A 15,975-nucleotide genomic window follows, 5' to 3' on the forward strand; every position below is an offset into this window, starting at 1 on the left:
AGATTTAAATAGAGGTGTTTCACTCCGACTTTTAAAATCGACCAAAATTCGTTTAATAAACTGATTACCAATTAATAACGCCAATCACTTAAACTATTGTACTGTTGCAAAGTGTTTCACTCAAATTTTATTAAGTTTCTTATTTACAGTTGATTAACTGTAAATAAGTGTTTCAGGTGTTTCAGGTGTTTCACTATTTTATGAAACACTTGGGGTTTAAAAGCAATTAGTGCCTAAGCATAAAATTTCTCATCTTTGCACCATGGCATTGTTTGAACAAATGCGGCAGAAGCCGTTTTTTATATTGGGCCCATGTGTAATGGAGAACCAGGAGTTATTATATACCGTTGCCGATAAGGTAGCCGAGTTAGGAGCAAAGTACCCTATCCAGGTGGTGTTTAAGTCGTCGTTTGATAAGGCTAACCGTACATCCATACATGCGCAACGCGGCCCAGGTATTGAAAAAGGCATGGAAATGCTGCAAAAGATAAAAGACAAGTTTAACCTGCCGGTTACAACTGATATCCACGAACCTTACCAGGCGGCTATCGCAGCCAAAGTGGTTGATATACTGCAGATCCCTGCATTCTTGTGCCGTCAAACTGATCTGTTGGTGGCAGCGGCGGTTACCGGAAAGATAGTTAACGTTAAGAAAGCGCAGTTCCTATCTGGCCAGGATATGTTCTATCCGGCGCAAAAGGTGGTAGAAGCAGGTAATAACCAGGTAATACTAACCGAGCGCGGCAACATGTATGGTTACAACAACTTAGTTGTCGATTTCAGGAATATCTATGATATGAAGGGCTTTGGTTACCCAATCTGTATGGATTGTACCCACTCGGTACAGCGCCCCGGCGGTGCGGGCGGCAAAACAGGCGGCGACCGTACTTTCGTACCCATGATGGCCATGGCCGCTAAAGGCTTCGGTGCCGATGGCTATTTCATGGAGGCACACCCTGACCCGGATAATGCCTGGAGCGATGGCCCTAACATGGTTAAGCTACATGAGCTGGAAGAAGTAATAAAACCGTTAATAGGATAGGGGTAAGAGTTGTACGTATGACGTGGTACGTTATACGTTAAATTGATAATAGACAAACGTACTACGTAAAACGTATAACACAACAATGAAGGATATTGCCAAAAGAGTTTTCGAGGTTGAAATTGAGTCTCTGCAGCATGTTGCCGGGTTACTTGACGACTCATTTACCGGCGTTGTAGAGGCGATATTGAACTGCACAGGTAAGGTCATTGTTATCGGTATTGGCAAATCAGGGTTGATAGGTAAAAAGATAGCAGCTACCTTTTCAAGTACGGGTACGCCCAGTTTCTTCCTGCATCCCGGTGACGCGTTTCACGGCGATTTGGGTATCATAGGCGCTAATGACGCAGTGATCCTGATCTCTTACTCGGGCGAAACTGATGAGGTGTTAAAGGTTATTCCGTTCCTGAAGTGGAACAAGAGCCTGATCATCAGTATAACAGGCAGCCCAACATCAACCATAGCTAAAAACAGCGATCATCATTTAAATATTAAAATTACCCGCGAAGCCTGCCCGCTGGCGCTGGCACCAACTTCATCAACTACAGCCGCTTTGGTCATGGGCGATGCGTTGGCAATAGCGCTAATGGAGTCGCGGAAGTTCCAGGAAGAAGACTTTGCACGCTTTCATCCCGGCGGTAGCCTGGGCCGTAAACTATTGACCCGCGTTAAGGACCTGATGCGTACCGATAGCCTGCCATTTATACAAATACATGCCTCCTTTACTGATGTTTTATTGAGCATGTCGGAAGGTAAGCTGGGTATGGTGATAGTGGGCAGCAAGGATAATGTTGAAGGTATCATTACAGATGGCGACCTGCGCCGTGCCTTGTTGCGTAACCAGGATATAGCCAAACTATCTGTTAAAGATATGATGACTGTAAATCCCATTATTATTGATGGCGACGAGTTTATAAGTCAGGTAGAGCTATTGATGATGGAAAAGAAGATAACTAACGTGCTTGTGGGCAAAGAACGCAGCATAATTGGTGTTTACCAGATCTATACCCAGTAATTGCAATGGCTGTTTTCTATGATCAGCTAAAGCGGAAGATAGAACTGCCCCAGGTTCCGACAAGCATAATTTCTGTAGTACCCTCACAAACCGAGTTATTATTCTATTTAGGCTTGGATGAAGAGGTTGTTGGTATCACCAAATTCTGTATTCACCCTGCTGATAAGTTCAAATCAACAATTAAAATAGGTGGTACCAAGCAGCTCAATATCGAATTAATTAAAGAGCTCAAACCCGACCTTATTATAGCTAATAAAGAAGAAAACGACCAATCGCAGATAGAAGCGCTAACTACCCTTTGCCCGGTTTGGATAAGTGATATCAGCAACCTGGATAAAGCATATGATATGATCCTGACAGTAGGAGGGTTGGTTGACCGGAAAAGTCAGGCCCAATCATTAGTTGTCGATATTAAGCATCAGTTCAAGCTATTCATTACTCCTTCTCTCCATTTTAAAACGGCTTACCTCATCTGGCGCAAGCCTTATATGGTTGCGGGCCGGCATACCTTTATTGATGATATGCTACAAAAATGCGGTTTGATAAATGTTTTTAATAGCGACCGATATCCCGAAGTGACACCCGAAATGCTGATTGCTGCTAACCCAGAAGTGGTGTTGCTATCATCAGAACCATATCCATTCACCCAAAAACATGTCGACGACTTTAAAACCCTACTACCAAATGCCACAGTAATATTGGTTGATGGTGAAATTTTTTCGTGGTATGGCAGCCGTTTATTGCATGGCCCGGCATACTTTAGGCGGTTGATTGAAAATATAACTCCTAAGCAATAAAGGGTTTAGCAAAAAGTTTAAATTACAATTTCATATTCTGTCAATTTAATCTATCTTTGCCACTCTTAAAAATCCTAACTGCGGAAGTGGCGTAATTGGTAGCCGCACCAGACTTAGGATCTGGCGCTTCACGGCGTGGGGGTTCGAGTCCCTTCTTCCGCACTGCATTAACCCGGTCAATTTGATCGGGTTTTTTGTTTATAGGTTTGCCCTGATGCGGCATCACGCGATCTGCTGAACCCATTGACTTCGCCAGGCTGGCGCCTCGAAGGGATTTGCGAAATACTGTGTCTCGTGCATAACCTTACCGTTGACGAACTCCATAATGCTCACGGTGTATGCTGATTGCTCCTGGTAGACGATGGTGTATTCCGTAATCCAAAGGTTGCCTTTCCCGAGAATGCGCTTTACTTCGAAACCTGACGGCTTACCGGGATGATGGCTTCGCAAGGCTTGCAGGTTGTTTCGTCCGATGATCCGTTCGCCTGACTGGGGATAATCACAGATAGCATTATCATCGTAAATATCATGTTCCGCATTTACATCACCAGTTGCCGACGCTTGCCAGTGGGCATTCAATGCTTCACGGATCTGTACTTCTTCTGTTGACTCTTTAGATAACTTGTTTCTGTTCATGTTTTTATTGTTAAGCTGCAATTCCATTAATTTATAAAAGAAAACTAATACCTTAGCCTAAGCTATACGCTATAAACCAAATATAAAAACTTATGTTAACCCGTCGCTCATTTGTAAAAACATCGGCTGTGCTATCAGCCGGATTATTGGCCGCGCCAAGCTTATTGGCTTATGATAAAAAATATATAGGCTTACAGTTATACACCGTTAGGGATGCTATGGCCACTAACCCTGCTGCCGCGCTGGCCAAAGTTGCACAGATAGGCTTTAACTCGGTAGAAGGGGCGACCTATACCGGCGATGAGCGATTTTATGGAATGGATGCCAAAGCATTTAAGCAGGTTTTAAAACAAAATGGCTTAGTAATGCTAAGCAGCCACTATCGCCTTGGCGAAGAACAAACCAACGGCAAAGACACCATGGGCACCATGCTGCATGATTGGGACAAAGCCGTTGACGATGCCGCTGAAGTAGGTTTGAAGTATATGGTTTGCGCTTACCTGTCTGACCCCGAACGCGGGAACCTTGACCATTACAAGAAACTGGCAGATGACTTTAACCGGGCCGGCGAACGCTGCAAGAAAGCCGGTATCCAGTTCTGCTATCATAACCACGATTTTGAATTTAAACAGCAGGATGGTAAATATCCTTACGAAATATTATTAGCCAATACGGATAAGGACCTGGTAAAGATGGAAATGGACCTGTACTGGGTTACCAAAGCCAAACAGGACCCTATCAAGCTGATTAATGATAACCCGGGCCGGTTCCCGCTGTTTCATGTTAAGGATATGGATAACACCCCGGCCGGCAGCTTTACCGAAGTTGGTAACGGAATAATTGACTTCAAGACCATATTTAAGCATGCCGATAAAGCCGGAATGAAATACTTTTTTGTTGAGCAGGACAAAACCCCCGGCGATCCTTTTAACAGTATCAGCCAAAGTTTTAATTACATCAAAAGGAATTTAGTATAGCCATTAAGTTGATAGCAGGTGATCCACTTTAAAATGTGGATCACTTGGATCACCTATTTAGGTTAACTTATTGAAAATAAATATTTTAACACTTTGACCGGATCACTTTGGATCACTCTTATTCGTCAGGGTTACTAAGCACAAATCTTAATTAATTCATTTATAATCAAGTAATTGAAAAATGGTTGATTATTGCCGTTTTTTGATGAATGGATCACCGAAAGTGGATCACCTGGATCACCTGTTTTTCCTTACTTCACCATCTTATAAATCGCACCTTTCACATCAGCCAGTAAAGTACCGCCGTTTGTTATCACATAGATCTCGCCGGCCGGATCTTCGCCAAAGCTGGTTATCTTTAAGTTAGCGGGATAGTTTTGCAGGATAACTTTACCGCGCTGCCATTCGGCGCCTTTTTTCTGGATGTAATAAATAGGGCCGGTCCAGTCGCCAAAAAAGTATTTGCCTTTAATGGCGGGTAATTGCTTGCCGTTGTATACATAGCCGCCAATAATGGATACCCCGCTTTTATGGTCGTATTCGGCTATTGGTCGTATAGTGCCGGTAAAGTCGCAATCAAGCTTCGGGTTATAGCAATGGTTGCCTTCAATCATCCTCCAGCCGTAGTTACCGCCCTTCTCAATAATGTCTATTTCTTCCCATAAACCTTCCCCAACATCGCTGGTAAAGATCTGCTTACTTTCTTTATCAAAAGAGAACCGCCAGGTATTACGCAGCCCATAGGCCCATATCTCCGGCCTGACGCCACTTTTACCAACAAATGGGTTATCATGAGGCACCGTGTATGTGGAGTCGCTGTTGACGTTTATACGCAGTATTTTGCCTAATAGCGTATTCATGTTCTGGCCATTGCCTATAGGTCCGTGTTTATCACCGCCGCCGCCACCGTCACCCATAGCAATATACAGGTAACCATCGGGCCCAAATTTTAAGCCGCCGCCATTATCGCCCTGGCCGGGTTGGTCTGTGGTGAATAGTACGCGGCCACTATTGGGGTCAACAGTTGTACCATCGCCCGCTAAGGTATATTCGGCTATAACATCTTTATGATCTGATGCCGGATCGCCTTTAGGCGCGCTGTAAAAAACGTAGATCTTGTGGTTGGTGCTAAACTTTGGATGGATGGTAAAACCCAATAACCCGCGCACATCAACCGGCATGGTCTTTACCAGTTTGCTGCTGATGTCCAGCAAGGGCGTTTCAACCAGTTTGCCATTTTTCACCAGCCTTATCTTGCCGGCCTGCTCCGCAACCAATATATCCCCATTGCCCGGGAAAGCCATATCCAACGGTGCCTGCAAGCCGGTAACCACCTCTTTGGCATTCAAGGTTAATGGCGGCGCAACCTCGTCGTTAACGGGTTTAGGTTGCCTTAAAATGTAAGAAGGGAGCAGCAATATGCTAACTCCCCCTAATATCAAAACCATTACTAATTTGCCGGTAAAGTATTTTCTCATTTTAGTTTTTTATGATCTTATAAACGCTGCCTGTAGTGCTTCCGTAAGGGCCTGGGCCTGCTTCCGAGTTTATCAGGTAATACAATTCGCCCGACTGATCTTCGCCCCAGCCTGTTATTTTGCCGCCCACCGGGAAACCTTTAATAGTTAATTTACCTTTTGTCCACTTGCTGCCTGCTTTTTGCAGGTACCAGGTTGGGCCGGTCCAGTCGCCAAATATGTATTTATTTTTTAGGGAAGGTACATCTTTTCCGTTATAAACATAACCGCCTAAAACAGATACACCGCCGGTTTCATCGTGTTTGTATTCGGCGATGGGAGGGGTCATGCCGGCAAAGCTGCAGCCGGTAGCCGGGTTATGGCAATGGTTACCTTCCACCAAACGCCATCCGTAATTAGCGCCTTTTTCTAATATATCAACTTCTTCCCAGGTATCCTGGCCTACCTCGCCAATAAACAGTTGTTTTGATGCCTTGTCTAACGTTATGCGGTAAGGGTTACGGAAACCCGATGCCCAGATCTCCGGCTTTACACCATCTTTACCCACAAATGGATTATCTGCAGGCACGCTGTAAGTGCCTTCCACATCTACATTGATTCGCAGTACTTTACCCAACCACGTATTCATATCCTGACCGTTGCCGATAGGGCCGTGCTGGTCATGCTGACCGCCGCCATCGCCAAAGGTTACGTACAGGTAGCCATCGGCACCAAATACAATACCGCTGCCGTTATGGTTGCCGTCGGGTTTATCCTGGGTTAATATAATGCGTTCGCTGTTTGGATCAGCCACATCAGATTTTGGAAACATTTTATATTCGGCCACCACATCGGTATGGTCAAACCTGCGGTTGTTGGCCGGGTTTTGGGTGGTAGTATTGCGGCTGTAAAAAACGTAGAACTTACCGTTGTTGTTAAAGTTTGGATGCAGGGCAATGTTTAATAAGCCTTTTTCCTCGTAACCCGAGTTAACCCTAACCATTTTGCTTTTAGTATCTAAAACCACAATGTCGGTTAGCTTACCATCTCGTATCAGGCGGATTTTGCCGGTTTGCTCGGCCACCCAGCCAGTGTTTGGGCCGGGGAATACCAGCGCGGTAGGAGCCTGGATCCCTTCAACTATTTTGGTTGAGTTTATGGTGATGGTTGCCGCATCATCATTTTTTGTGAACGAGGGGAGGGCCAATACTGTTGCCAACATCGCTACCGCAGCTAAAGCTGCATAAACTTTAGATCTTGTTTTGGTGATCTTATTCATAAAGGTTAATTAAAGGTTCTGTTTTAGATTGATTTATGATCAGCAATTTTACAATTTATCACCCAATTAAAAGTGAACCCATCTATATTTTTACGCAATCGATGTAGGTGGGAATATTTAAGGTGGGTATCCTATATAATTGCCCCTATAATTGTTGTTTTTTATCACCAAATAAAATTCTGTTTACGATTTTTATATTTTAGATAACATTTATAACTTATTATAAATCAGTAAGTAATAAAGATTAAGTAAATTAATAGTTATACCTGTGATAGCTGGCTTTAAAATCCTTACCCATTTCTATAAAGCGGGCAGCACAGGCCTTTAAAAACTCTTCGTCCAGTAATTCAAACACGCTGTTTACGCCATCGGTCAGGTCCATTTCGGGGATCTTATAGCTTTGTTCTAAAATACCCCGTTCCATTTTAACGATGAACTTTTGATTCATGCTAAATATGGTGATCTTAAACTCGGGGTGTGGTAATTCTGCTACTACTCTCATGGGTTGTTAGATTAAATAGATTGTCATCTCTACCAACGGGAGAGATCTATACATCGACATTCGCCGACCTGTCTTGTATAGATTTCTCCCTCGTACCTCGGTCGAAATGACATTTTTTGTTTGTTATTTTTATAAAATTAATCCTTTTAACGGATCTTGTCCTTTTATGGTGCCAAAGGTAGCCATAGGTTTAAACCTGGCGAAAAGCTCTTCCTTGTACCAGTTACCTTCACGTGTTTTACGGATCACCTCAGCATGCTCGCGCGAGCCGTAAGCAAACGCCTTAACATCAGCCACGCTTTCCCATACAGAAAACGTGGCTTGACGGTATAAGGGAGCCTCGCCAATGCCAAAGGAGGCTATATATCCCTTCGCTGTGGTCATTAAACCGGCGGCACCGTCAACATTACCCCAAAACTGTTTAAGCTTGTTAAAACGAATGGTAGCGCGTGTCAGCACGGCGATAGGCCCGGTATAATTATCGTCGGCTATAGTGTCGAATGGTTGCTTGTCATCCCATTTACCATGACTTTGCAGGGGAGATAACAGGATTGTCCACTTCTCTACCAAAAAAAAGTCCCACCAAAAGGCAATAAAAGATTGATGATAAAACTGTTCAAAGCTGGCCCGGTCATCCCAAACTGCTAATAACCCCCATTGCTGCCAGTCAGGTTGCAGGTCGAACGTTCCGTTTTTCCCGCTGCCTAATAGTTTCCAAAACGAACAGCCTTTTTGAAGCGATAGGGGCAGCCGCAGTATGGCCATCGCCAATAACGCAAACGGGACCCGCCACTTTTTATAACGTACTATGGTGAGGCTAACTATCATCAGGCTGCTAAATAAAAGATTAAATATGAGATTTGGCTTATTTACTTTTAAACCCGCTTAGTTACCTTTGCTCTATGGCAGAAGACTTAACAATCATAACCTCCACAGATAAAGAGGAGCAATATAAATCACTGATCCCACAGATAGCAGGCTTGCTATACGGCGAAACCGACCTGGTTGCAAATATGGCCAATGTATGTGCCGCTTTAAAAGAGCAGTTTAAGTGGCTTTGGGTGGGATTTTACTTAGTGAAGAATGGCGAGTTGGTATTGGGCCCGTTCCAGGGGCCGGTGGCCTGTACACGCATTGCTAAAGGTAAAGGCGTTTGCGGGGCGGCATGGGCGCAGGCCGAAACTTTAATTGTGCCGGATGTAGAAGAATTCCCCGGCCATATTGCCTGCAGCTCGGCATCGCGGTCTGAAATTGTTTTGCCGGTGTTTAACAACAATGCCGTGGTTGGTGTGTTAGATGTTGACAGCGAAGACCTGGCAAAGTTTGATGACATTGATGCCCGGTATTTAAAAGAGATCATGGCGCTGGTAAACTTTAATGCATAAAATATTTTTAATAGCAGGCCTTGGTGCTGACACCCGTTTATTCAACAATATCGACCTTGGCGACAATGATGTCACCCCGGTTGGCTGGCTTGAACCTAACGAATATGATACTTTAGCTACCTATGCGCAAAAACTTATCCATCAATACTTTATAACTGATAATTCTATTGTAATTGGTGTATCGCTTGGCGGGATGATAGCGGCAGAAATAGCCAAACAGGTGCGCTTAAATAAAGTGATATTGATATCAAGTATCAAAACAGTTAACGAAGCGCCGTGGTATTTTAAGGTGGGTAATGTGCTGCCGTTTTACAAATTAATACCGGGGACATTCCTTCCAAAATTAGGTTTCATGATCAAGCCGGTGTTTGGTAAAATGAATGCGCACGATACCTGGCTGTTTAATGATATGCTGAAACAATCCTCGCCAAAATTTATGAAATGGGCGTTGGGCGCGGTAATGAAATGGAGAAATGAAACCGTGCCGGCTAATTTGTATCATATAGTAGGGGATAAGGACCTGGTTTTCAATTATAAAAAGATCAGCAATGCTACCATAATTAAAGGCGGCACCCATATTATGGTTTTTGATAAAGCCAAACAGATCAACAAATTATTGAAAGGTATCCTAAAGAAGAAATGAAACTACCACAGGAATTTTATGAGCGTAATGATGTAGTTACTATAAGCCGCGAGCTGTTGGGCAAGTATTTGTTTACTGATATTGATGGTGCAGTTACGGGCGGATATATAGTTGAAACAGAGGCATATAATGGGATAATCGACCGGGCATCGCATAGCTTTGGTAACCGTTTAACACCACGTACCAAAACCATGTATATGCAGGGCGGGATAGCTTATGTGTATTTATGTTATGGCATCCACGAGATGTTTAACGTGGTTACTTCGGTTGAGGGACAGCCTCATGCCATATTAATCAGGGCCATACAGCCTACAGATGGAGTGGACATTATGCAATTCAGGCGAAATATGAAGGAAGTTAAACCGACTATCACCATGGGGCCTGGGTCAGTGGCCCAGGCGTTGGGGATCTCGCGCAAAATAAATGCCAGCAGCCTGCAAAGTGATACTTTGTGGATAGAAGATCGCGGAATGGTTATCCCGCCAGAAAATATTGCCGCGGTGCCAAGGGTAGGGGTTGCCTATGCAAAAGAGGACGCGCTGTTACCCTATCGTTTTTACGTAAAAGGAAACCCTTACGTTAGTAAACCAAATAAGTAGCAGGCTTATATTAAGTTTTTACAGCGATGTATTTTGTGTAGTCAATTTACAGAAAACTCCTTAGGGGCCAGGTTTAATATTTAAAAATCGATATTAATCCCGGGCGATAATGATGTCCTGTTTATCGCGGTGATGTTTACTGATGATCTTAAATCGGAAGTACAGCAAAATTGCTGATACCGCCAGGCCCAAAACCAGTCCGTACCATACGCCGTTAATCCCCAGGTTAAGGGTAATCCCTAAAACATATCCGACAGGCAAACCCACAACCCAATAAGCCAGGAATGTAATAACGGTAGGGATATTTACATCACCCATACCGCGTAAAATACCAAGTCCTACAACTTGGGCGCCATCAAATAATTGAAATACTGCCGCTAATATAAGTAACTGTGCTGCAATTGGTATGACCATTTTATCTGAAGTGTAGATCCATGGCAATAAGTGGTTCCCAAAAGTAAATATCAGCGCTGTTAAGGTCATAAACACCAATACAATATGGTAACTGGCGTTTGCTGATAATCGAAGGGTCCCGTGATCTTTGGCGCCAAAATAGTTCCCGGATTTAATAGCTGCCGCCGCAGATAGTCCGCTGGCCATCATGTAGGTCATGGAGGCCATGCTCAGGGCTATCTGGTGCCCTGCTAATTGCAAAGCGCCCATAGTGCCAATAATAATGGCAGCCGCGCTAAAAGCACTGATCTCGAAAGTATATTGAAGAGCCACCGGCGCGCCGATTTTTAAAATGCTCAGGCTGCGGATGCGGTCGATGTTTTTCAGGGCGAAACCTTTCAAATATTCTTTAAAGTGTTTTGACCTGAACACATAAAATCCCATCACAGTAGCCATTAAACAACGATCTATTAAAGTACTGTAACCAACGCCCATCATCCCCATGGGATGAATACCGAACAGGCCCTTAACGAAGGTAACGCCCAGCAAAATGTTTAACACATTACCCCATATAGAGATCATCATGGCCTGCTTGGTAAAGCCCAGGCCCTCTGCAAATTGTTTAAAGGTATTAAATACCAGCATGGGGATAACTGAGAGTGCCAGCAACATTAAGAAAGGTTTGGCCAGCTTTAACACATCCGGCGACTGGTGCAGCTGATCAAGGAAATAAACAGATCCCAAACAAACCAAGCCGAACAGGATTATACCGGTAAGCACATTAATAAATAAGCTATTGGATAGCAGCTGCCCGCACTCGGCAAATTGCTTTCGGCCGTTATGCTGTGCAATTAATGGGGTAGAGCCATAGGAGATACCGATGCCTATAATTAACGGCACCATAAATATGCTGTTGGCTAATGATACGGCTGCTAAACTAATTGTTCCGGCAAAGTGCCCAATTATAATAACATCGGCGGTTTGTACCAGTGTATGGCCCAATTGCGAGATAACAACCGGTATTGCCAACGTTAGGTTATCGCCATAATGTGCGCGGTATTTATTGTAAAAAGATGACATTATAGGTTATTAGGCAGCGGTATAGTATTCTTCCTTCTCGGTAGTATGCACGCGGATAACTCCCGACAGGATCATGTTAACCAGGATGCGCTGGGCGGCGCGGCGGCCAACTTTTACCAGGTCGCAATACTCTTTAACGGTAATACGTGCGGCAGTGTCTAAATATTCTAATAATGATTTCTCTTTTGTCGAATATTCTATCAATACACCGTTGCTGTCTGTCGATCTTTTTAAAACATCAACTACAACTTTACTGGCCAGTACGCTTTTATCCTTTACCCGCACGTAAACCCACCATTTGCCATCTTCGGCCAATGCGTAATGTGGTTTTAAGGTACTTGCCGGGGTGTCTACAACCAATACCAGTTTGTCATCTACATACACTTCTTCAAATACAGGCTCAAGGGCAGGGCGGGAGTAGAGGTGGGCCGCTTTTGTGATCATATACCGCTCTTCATCTTCAGATTTAACACCTTTTATCGTGCCGTCATCAGCCACGCCAATCAGCAAACGCCCGCCTTTATTATTGGCGAACGAAACCATAGTCCGCGCGATTTTTTCGCAGCTGGTTATGGTTTTTTTAAAATCAAGTGTTACACCTTCGCCCTCAAATATTTGCTTCTTTACGTTCATTTTATTCTTTATTAAGCACTTGGTAGGGCGTAAATATTTCCATCCATCTTTCAGGGCGGGTTATCTCGGTAAATCCAAACTGGCTGTATAATCCCTGGGCATTAGCTGTTGCTAAACTCCAGCGTCTTAACCCTTGTAAATCCGGGTGGTTAATAATGGTTTGCATTAACCATTTTGATAATCCAATGTTTCTAAAGCCAGGCAGTATAAATACATCTGCAATATACCCAAAAGTTGCTTTGTCCGTAATTACACGTGCAAACCCTATCTGCTCATTACCCTGGTACACGCCAAAGCACATCGAGTTTTCAATTGCCCTTTTCAATCTTTCTGCAGGGATACCTTTGGCCCAATACGATTCCGTATCAAGATAGCTGTATATCACATCAAAATTAAGCAGGCCTTTATCGGTAGATATTTTAAAGCCTTTATCTATAAACGTCTTATCGTTAACAAAAACCTTCATTTATATTGTCTCAACAAAATTAATATTCCGTAAATAAACCTCGTTCATAACCGTTACGCAAACCTCGCCGCTTGTATTATAAATATCAATAGGATGAGCTTTGATGTATTTTCCTCCGGTATTTAACACATGTTCGGCTTCGGCGATGTCTTCGTCGCTTATCCTGATCTTAAATTGCAATTTAGTTAACCCCGGCTTTAAAAACTGAATTTCTGAAGATTTTGACCAGGCTATTACGTTATACCCTTTATGCATGAAGATCTGGTGGAATAACAGCGGGTAAAACGGATCGGCAGCCGAGAAAATAGTTCCGCCAAATATAGAGTTATTGTAATTTCTGTTAAAAATGCTTTTGTTGATGTTTACAGTTACGCCTCTAAATCCCTTATCAATTTTAGCCACCCAGATTCGTTGCAATAACAAAGGCGGGTAAATCCGCATTCCCCATTTAGATAATCGTTCTGATACAACCATAACGGTTAAATATCAGTAATAAATATTAATATGTACAATAGCTTCGGGCAAATTTAACAATTATATATTATTCACATAATTAACATTATGTTAAGTAATATCAGCTTTTTAAAGCCTGCAGACTGTGCAGGCTTTAAAAATATGTGCCCCTCTTTATTTTACCAGGGCGTCAATTTGTTTCTGAGTTGCGTTAGCCTCAGTTGTATTCTTAGTACCTAAATAATAATTTTTAAGGTTTTTTAAAGCGTCTGCTGATGTAGGTTTTAACTCTACAGCTTTTAATAAATATGGTTTGGCGGCATCAAACATGATTGTTGCTTTAGCAAGCGTCGCGGTATATTCCTTTTGCTTGCTCGCCGGTAAATAATTATTCGCGTAGTTATAAGTATCAATTGCCGGTGATAAAAGCGCGTAGCCCATGTTTAAATTTGCCTCGTAATAATTGGGATCTATTTCAAGAGCTTTTTTATACATCTCTGCAGCCTTCGCCATATAATCATCTTTCTTAGTCTGTAACGGCGTTAATTTCACCAGAAACGGAGGCAAAGTTGATTCTTTAAGATTAGCACCTTCGGCTTTCTTTAATTTATATATTGCATCGCCTGTGCTATTTCCAAATGAGGTATAAGTTAAGCCGGCATAATAATAAAGTGTTTTATTTTTAGGATCGTTAGCAATTGCAGACTGGATTTTACCAACAACTTCCTGTGCTTTACCGGTTTGAAGGCTTATCTCTATCTCTCTCCTGCGCAGGTCAGAATTTGAGGGGAACTTATCCACTCCTTCCGAAACATATTTTAATGCGCTAACCGTATCTTTTTGCTCTAAAGCTATTGTAGACATATCAAGGTAAATGCTTTCTCTTTTTGAGAACGTTGTTGGAAGCAACTTGTTATAATTAGCCAAAGCTTCAGGGAATTTCTTCGCCTGCACAGCGGCTAAACCTGTATAATACATAGCAGTTGTGTCTGTAGGAAGAAGTGTTTGATAAGTATTAAAACTGGTATAAGCATTTTCGTAATTTTTTGCCTGAAACGCCTTTATACCACTGTTTAGTTGATATTGAGCCATTTGAGTAGTAGCTTCACTTATTAATGCCTTGTTTGCGCCTGCCGCGTCTAATTCTTTAGCTTTTTTTAAAGCTTCATCAGCAGTAGTATATAAAGGCAATGTTTTAGCAGGAATACTATCATGCATAGCTAATGTAGCATAAATGGCTGCTTTTAAAGCATAAGTTTCAGGCAGTGTTGCTGTTTTAGTATTAACACCAGCTTTATCTATTGATGCGCGTGCGGCTAAAAGGTTTTTATCAGCTTCAGAATAAGTGACTGCTACCTTATTTAAGGTTAAATATTTGTCGAACGTTTCTTTAGCATTCGTTACTTCATATTTTTGTGCAAATGCCACCGTAGAGGCCATGCCCAATAAGCCTGCTATCAAAAATTTAATCTTCATCATTTAGTTATTGATTGGTTAACTGTTTTAGTTTATTGTTTATTTTGTTTGTTTGGTCTTTGTTGCCTGTTTGTGCATAAATAACCTGTAAAACTTCAAGGCAATTTACATTATTTGGCGATATTTCATGAGCTTTTTCAACCCATTGCTGCGCATAAGTAATATTTTTATCAGTCGCCCCCTCCTTTTTAATCAGGCTTTTCTTTAAATAAAGTAACCCTAAATTAAATATAGGATCATAGGCCGAGCTGTTTAATTCTATCGCCTCTAAATAAAGTGCTTCCGCTTTATCATATTCATACAAATGATCATAACAATTAGCTGCGGCAAACACAATATCGGGCTTATTTATATTAATATCAAGCAACTGAGGTAACAATGGTGCTAAAGATTTATAATCCCTTTTATTATTATAAATATTAGCCTCATCCAATAATAATGCCTTGTCGTTTGGTATTAATTTTCGGCCCCGTTTTATTATTTCGAGTGCTTTTGCCGTATCACCTATAGCCTTATAAGCATTGGATGCCTCTTCAATATAATCCGTTCGCATACTGTCTGTTTTAGCTATATTGTCATAATAAACTGCGGCGGCGCTTAAATTGCCTAACCTATTATTGGTATAGGCTATATAAACATTAAGCTGTTTAAATGAAGGGGCATACCGGTGTGCCTTTAAAAACATCTGCCCGGCATTGGCGTAATCCGTGATCTTTATATAAGCAAAGCCCTTTCGGATATAAACATTAGCCAGGCAGTCTTTTACAAAGTCCATTTCGGGCTGAAATTTATAGATCTTTTTGCGTGAATTTAATTTGTCAACCTGCTCAACGGTTTTCCTGAAAAAATTTTCCGGTTGTCCCGTTTTGTTCAGCGAGTCAACATATAATATAGCAGAGCTAATCACAGCGCGATAAACGTTTTTCTCCAGATCGCTCGTATCCAATCCTTTGTCTAACGTTACCTTCATTAAACTATCAATAGATTTTTTGGCGTTAGTTAAAAACTTAAGCTCTTTACGTGTTTTATAGTACGCCAAACTATTTACTACGCCTTTTAGCGTTTCTGTCTGGCAGAAAGCAAAAGGCGTACTAAACAGTATTAATAAAACCGATAAAATTATTTTACGGCTTATTCTCATA

The 15,975-nt window shown here is 42.3% G+C and carries 18 protein-coding genes and 1 tRNA gene; 8 read left to right on the forward strand and 11 right to left on the reverse strand.

The window, feature by feature from the left end; all coding sequences use genetic code 11:
- Positions 1-229: 229 nt before the first annotated feature.
- From kdsA to ABIB50_RS15165, 4 genes are all read left to right on the forward strand, one after another.
- Positions 230-1,042, forward strand: a complete 813-nt coding sequence (gene kdsA, locus ABIB50_RS15150; RefSeq protein ID WP_429380888.1) for a 3-deoxy-8-phosphooctulonate synthase — start codon at positions 230-232, stop codon at positions 1,040-1,042.
- A gap of 85 nt (positions 1,043-1,127) precedes the next feature.
- Positions 1,128-2,057, forward strand: a complete 930-nt coding sequence (locus tag ABIB50_RS15155; protein WP_429380890.1) for a KpsF/GutQ family sugar-phosphate isomerase — start codon at positions 1,128-1,130, stop codon at positions 2,055-2,057.
- Positions 2,058-2,062: 5 nt separating this feature from the next.
- On the forward strand, positions 2,063-2,854 hold the full coding sequence (locus tag ABIB50_RS15160) for an ABC transporter substrate-binding protein (RefSeq protein WP_429380892.1): 792 nt from the start codon (positions 2,063-2,065) through the stop codon (positions 2,852-2,854).
- An 80-nt stretch (positions 2,855-2,934) separates the two neighbouring features.
- A tRNA-Leu gene (locus tag ABIB50_RS15165) sits at positions 2,935-3,016 on the forward strand.
- A gap of 60 nt (positions 3,017-3,076) precedes the next feature.
- On the opposite strand, the gene ABIB50_RS15170 is transcribed toward ABIB50_RS15165, so the two are convergent.
- Positions 3,077-3,517, reverse strand: a complete 441-nt coding sequence (locus ABIB50_RS15170; RefSeq protein ID WP_429380894.1) for a nuclear transport factor 2 family protein — start codon at positions 3,515-3,517, stop codon at positions 3,077-3,079.
- A gap of 65 nt (positions 3,518-3,582) precedes the next feature.
- Between ABIB50_RS15170 and ABIB50_RS15175 the strand changes: the two genes are divergently transcribed.
- The gene (locus ABIB50_RS15175; protein ID WP_429380896.1) at positions 3,583-4,467 is read left to right on the forward strand and encodes a TIM barrel protein; all 885 of its coding nucleotides are present in this window, start codon (positions 3,583-3,585) and stop codon (positions 4,465-4,467) included.
- A 251-nt stretch (positions 4,468-4,718) separates the two neighbouring features.
- Here the strand turns inward: ABIB50_RS15175 and ABIB50_RS15180 are convergent, their stop codons facing one another.
- From ABIB50_RS15180 to ABIB50_RS15195, 4 genes are all read right to left on the reverse strand, one after another.
- A complete protein-coding gene (locus tag ABIB50_RS15180; RefSeq protein ID WP_429380898.1) occupies positions 4,719-5,945 on the reverse strand; it encodes a PQQ-dependent sugar dehydrogenase in 1,227 nt (408 codons plus the stop codon).
- A gap of 1 nt (position 5,946) precedes the next feature.
- Positions 5,947-7,203, reverse strand: coding sequence for a PQQ-dependent sugar dehydrogenase (locus ABIB50_RS15185; protein ID WP_429380900.1), 1,257 nt, complete (start codon positions 7,201-7,203; stop codon positions 5,947-5,949).
- Between the two features lie 253 nt (positions 7,204-7,456).
- On the reverse strand, positions 7,457-7,705 hold the full coding sequence (locus ABIB50_RS15190) for a hypothetical protein (RefSeq protein WP_429380902.1): 249 nt from the start codon (positions 7,703-7,705) through the stop codon (positions 7,457-7,459).
- Between the two features lie 129 nt (positions 7,706-7,834).
- Positions 7,835-8,533, reverse strand: coding sequence for a DUF3291 domain-containing protein (locus ABIB50_RS15195; RefSeq protein ID WP_429380904.1), 699 nt, complete (start codon positions 8,531-8,533; stop codon positions 7,835-7,837).
- A gap of 74 nt (positions 8,534-8,607) precedes the next feature.
- On the opposite strand from ABIB50_RS15195, the gene ABIB50_RS15200 reads away from it, so the two are divergent.
- Genes ABIB50_RS15200 through ABIB50_RS15210 form a run of 3 tightly spaced genes read left to right on the forward strand, consistent with a single transcriptional unit; the run spans position 8,608 to position 10,332 of the window.
- Positions 8,608-9,090 carry a GAF domain-containing protein gene (locus tag ABIB50_RS15200; protein ID WP_429380906.1) on the forward strand — a complete coding sequence of 161 codons (483 nt, stop codon included), beginning with the start codon at positions 8,608-8,610 and terminating at the stop codon, positions 9,088-9,090.
- A complete protein-coding gene (locus ABIB50_RS15205) occupies positions 9,083-9,733 on the forward strand; it encodes an alpha/beta hydrolase (RefSeq protein WP_429380908.1) in 651 nt (216 codons plus the stop codon). Before ABIB50_RS15200 ends, ABIB50_RS15205 begins: the two co-directional genes overlap by 8 nt.
- Positions 9,730-10,332 carry a DNA-3-methyladenine glycosylase gene (locus tag ABIB50_RS15210; RefSeq protein WP_429380910.1) on the forward strand — a complete coding sequence of 201 codons (603 nt, stop codon included), beginning with the start codon at positions 9,730-9,732 and terminating at the stop codon, positions 10,330-10,332. Before ABIB50_RS15205 ends, ABIB50_RS15210 begins: the two co-directional genes overlap by 4 nt.
- A 93-nt stretch (positions 10,333-10,425) precedes the next feature.
- On the opposite strand, the gene ABIB50_RS15215 is transcribed toward ABIB50_RS15210, so the two are convergent.
- The 6 genes from ABIB50_RS15215 to ABIB50_RS15240 all read right to left on the reverse strand — a co-directional run bounded on the left by ABIB50_RS15215 (position 10,426) and on the right by ABIB50_RS15240 (position 15,974).
- Complete coding sequence (locus ABIB50_RS15215) at positions 10,426-11,805, reverse strand: MATE family efflux transporter (RefSeq protein WP_429380912.1); 1,380 nt, start codon at positions 11,803-11,805, stop codon at positions 10,426-10,428.
- Positions 11,806-11,814: 9 nt separating this feature from the next.
- Positions 11,815-12,438: an AlbA family DNA-binding domain-containing protein gene (locus ABIB50_RS15220; RefSeq protein WP_429380914.1), complete on the reverse strand. Its 624-nt coding sequence runs from the start codon at positions 12,436-12,438 to the stop codon at positions 11,815-11,817.
- A gap of 1 nt (position 12,439) precedes the next feature.
- Positions 12,440-12,904 (reverse strand): GNAT family N-acetyltransferase, encoded by a 465-nt coding sequence (locus tag ABIB50_RS15225; RefSeq protein ID WP_429380916.1) that lies wholly within the window; start codon positions 12,902-12,904, stop codon positions 12,440-12,442.
- Positions 12,905-13,378 carry a PaaI family thioesterase gene (locus tag ABIB50_RS15230; RefSeq protein WP_429380918.1) on the reverse strand — a complete coding sequence of 158 codons (474 nt, stop codon included), beginning with the start codon at positions 13,376-13,378 and terminating at the stop codon, positions 12,905-12,907.
- A 153-nt stretch (positions 13,379-13,531) separates the two neighbouring features.
- A complete protein-coding gene (locus ABIB50_RS15235; RefSeq protein ID WP_429380920.1) occupies positions 13,532-14,836 on the reverse strand; it encodes a tetratricopeptide repeat protein in 1,305 nt (434 codons plus the stop codon).
- 4 nt (positions 14,837-14,840) lie between these two features.
- Entirely contained in the window at positions 14,841-15,974 is a 1,134-nt protein-coding gene (locus ABIB50_RS15240; protein ID WP_429380922.1) for a tetratricopeptide repeat protein, read from the reverse strand.
- Between the last annotated feature and the right edge of the window lies 1 nt (position 15,975).

Source organism: Mucilaginibacter sp. UYCu711 (assembly GCF_050433825.1).
GTDB lineage: Bacteria > Bacteroidota > Bacteroidia > Sphingobacteriales > Sphingobacteriaceae > Mucilaginibacter.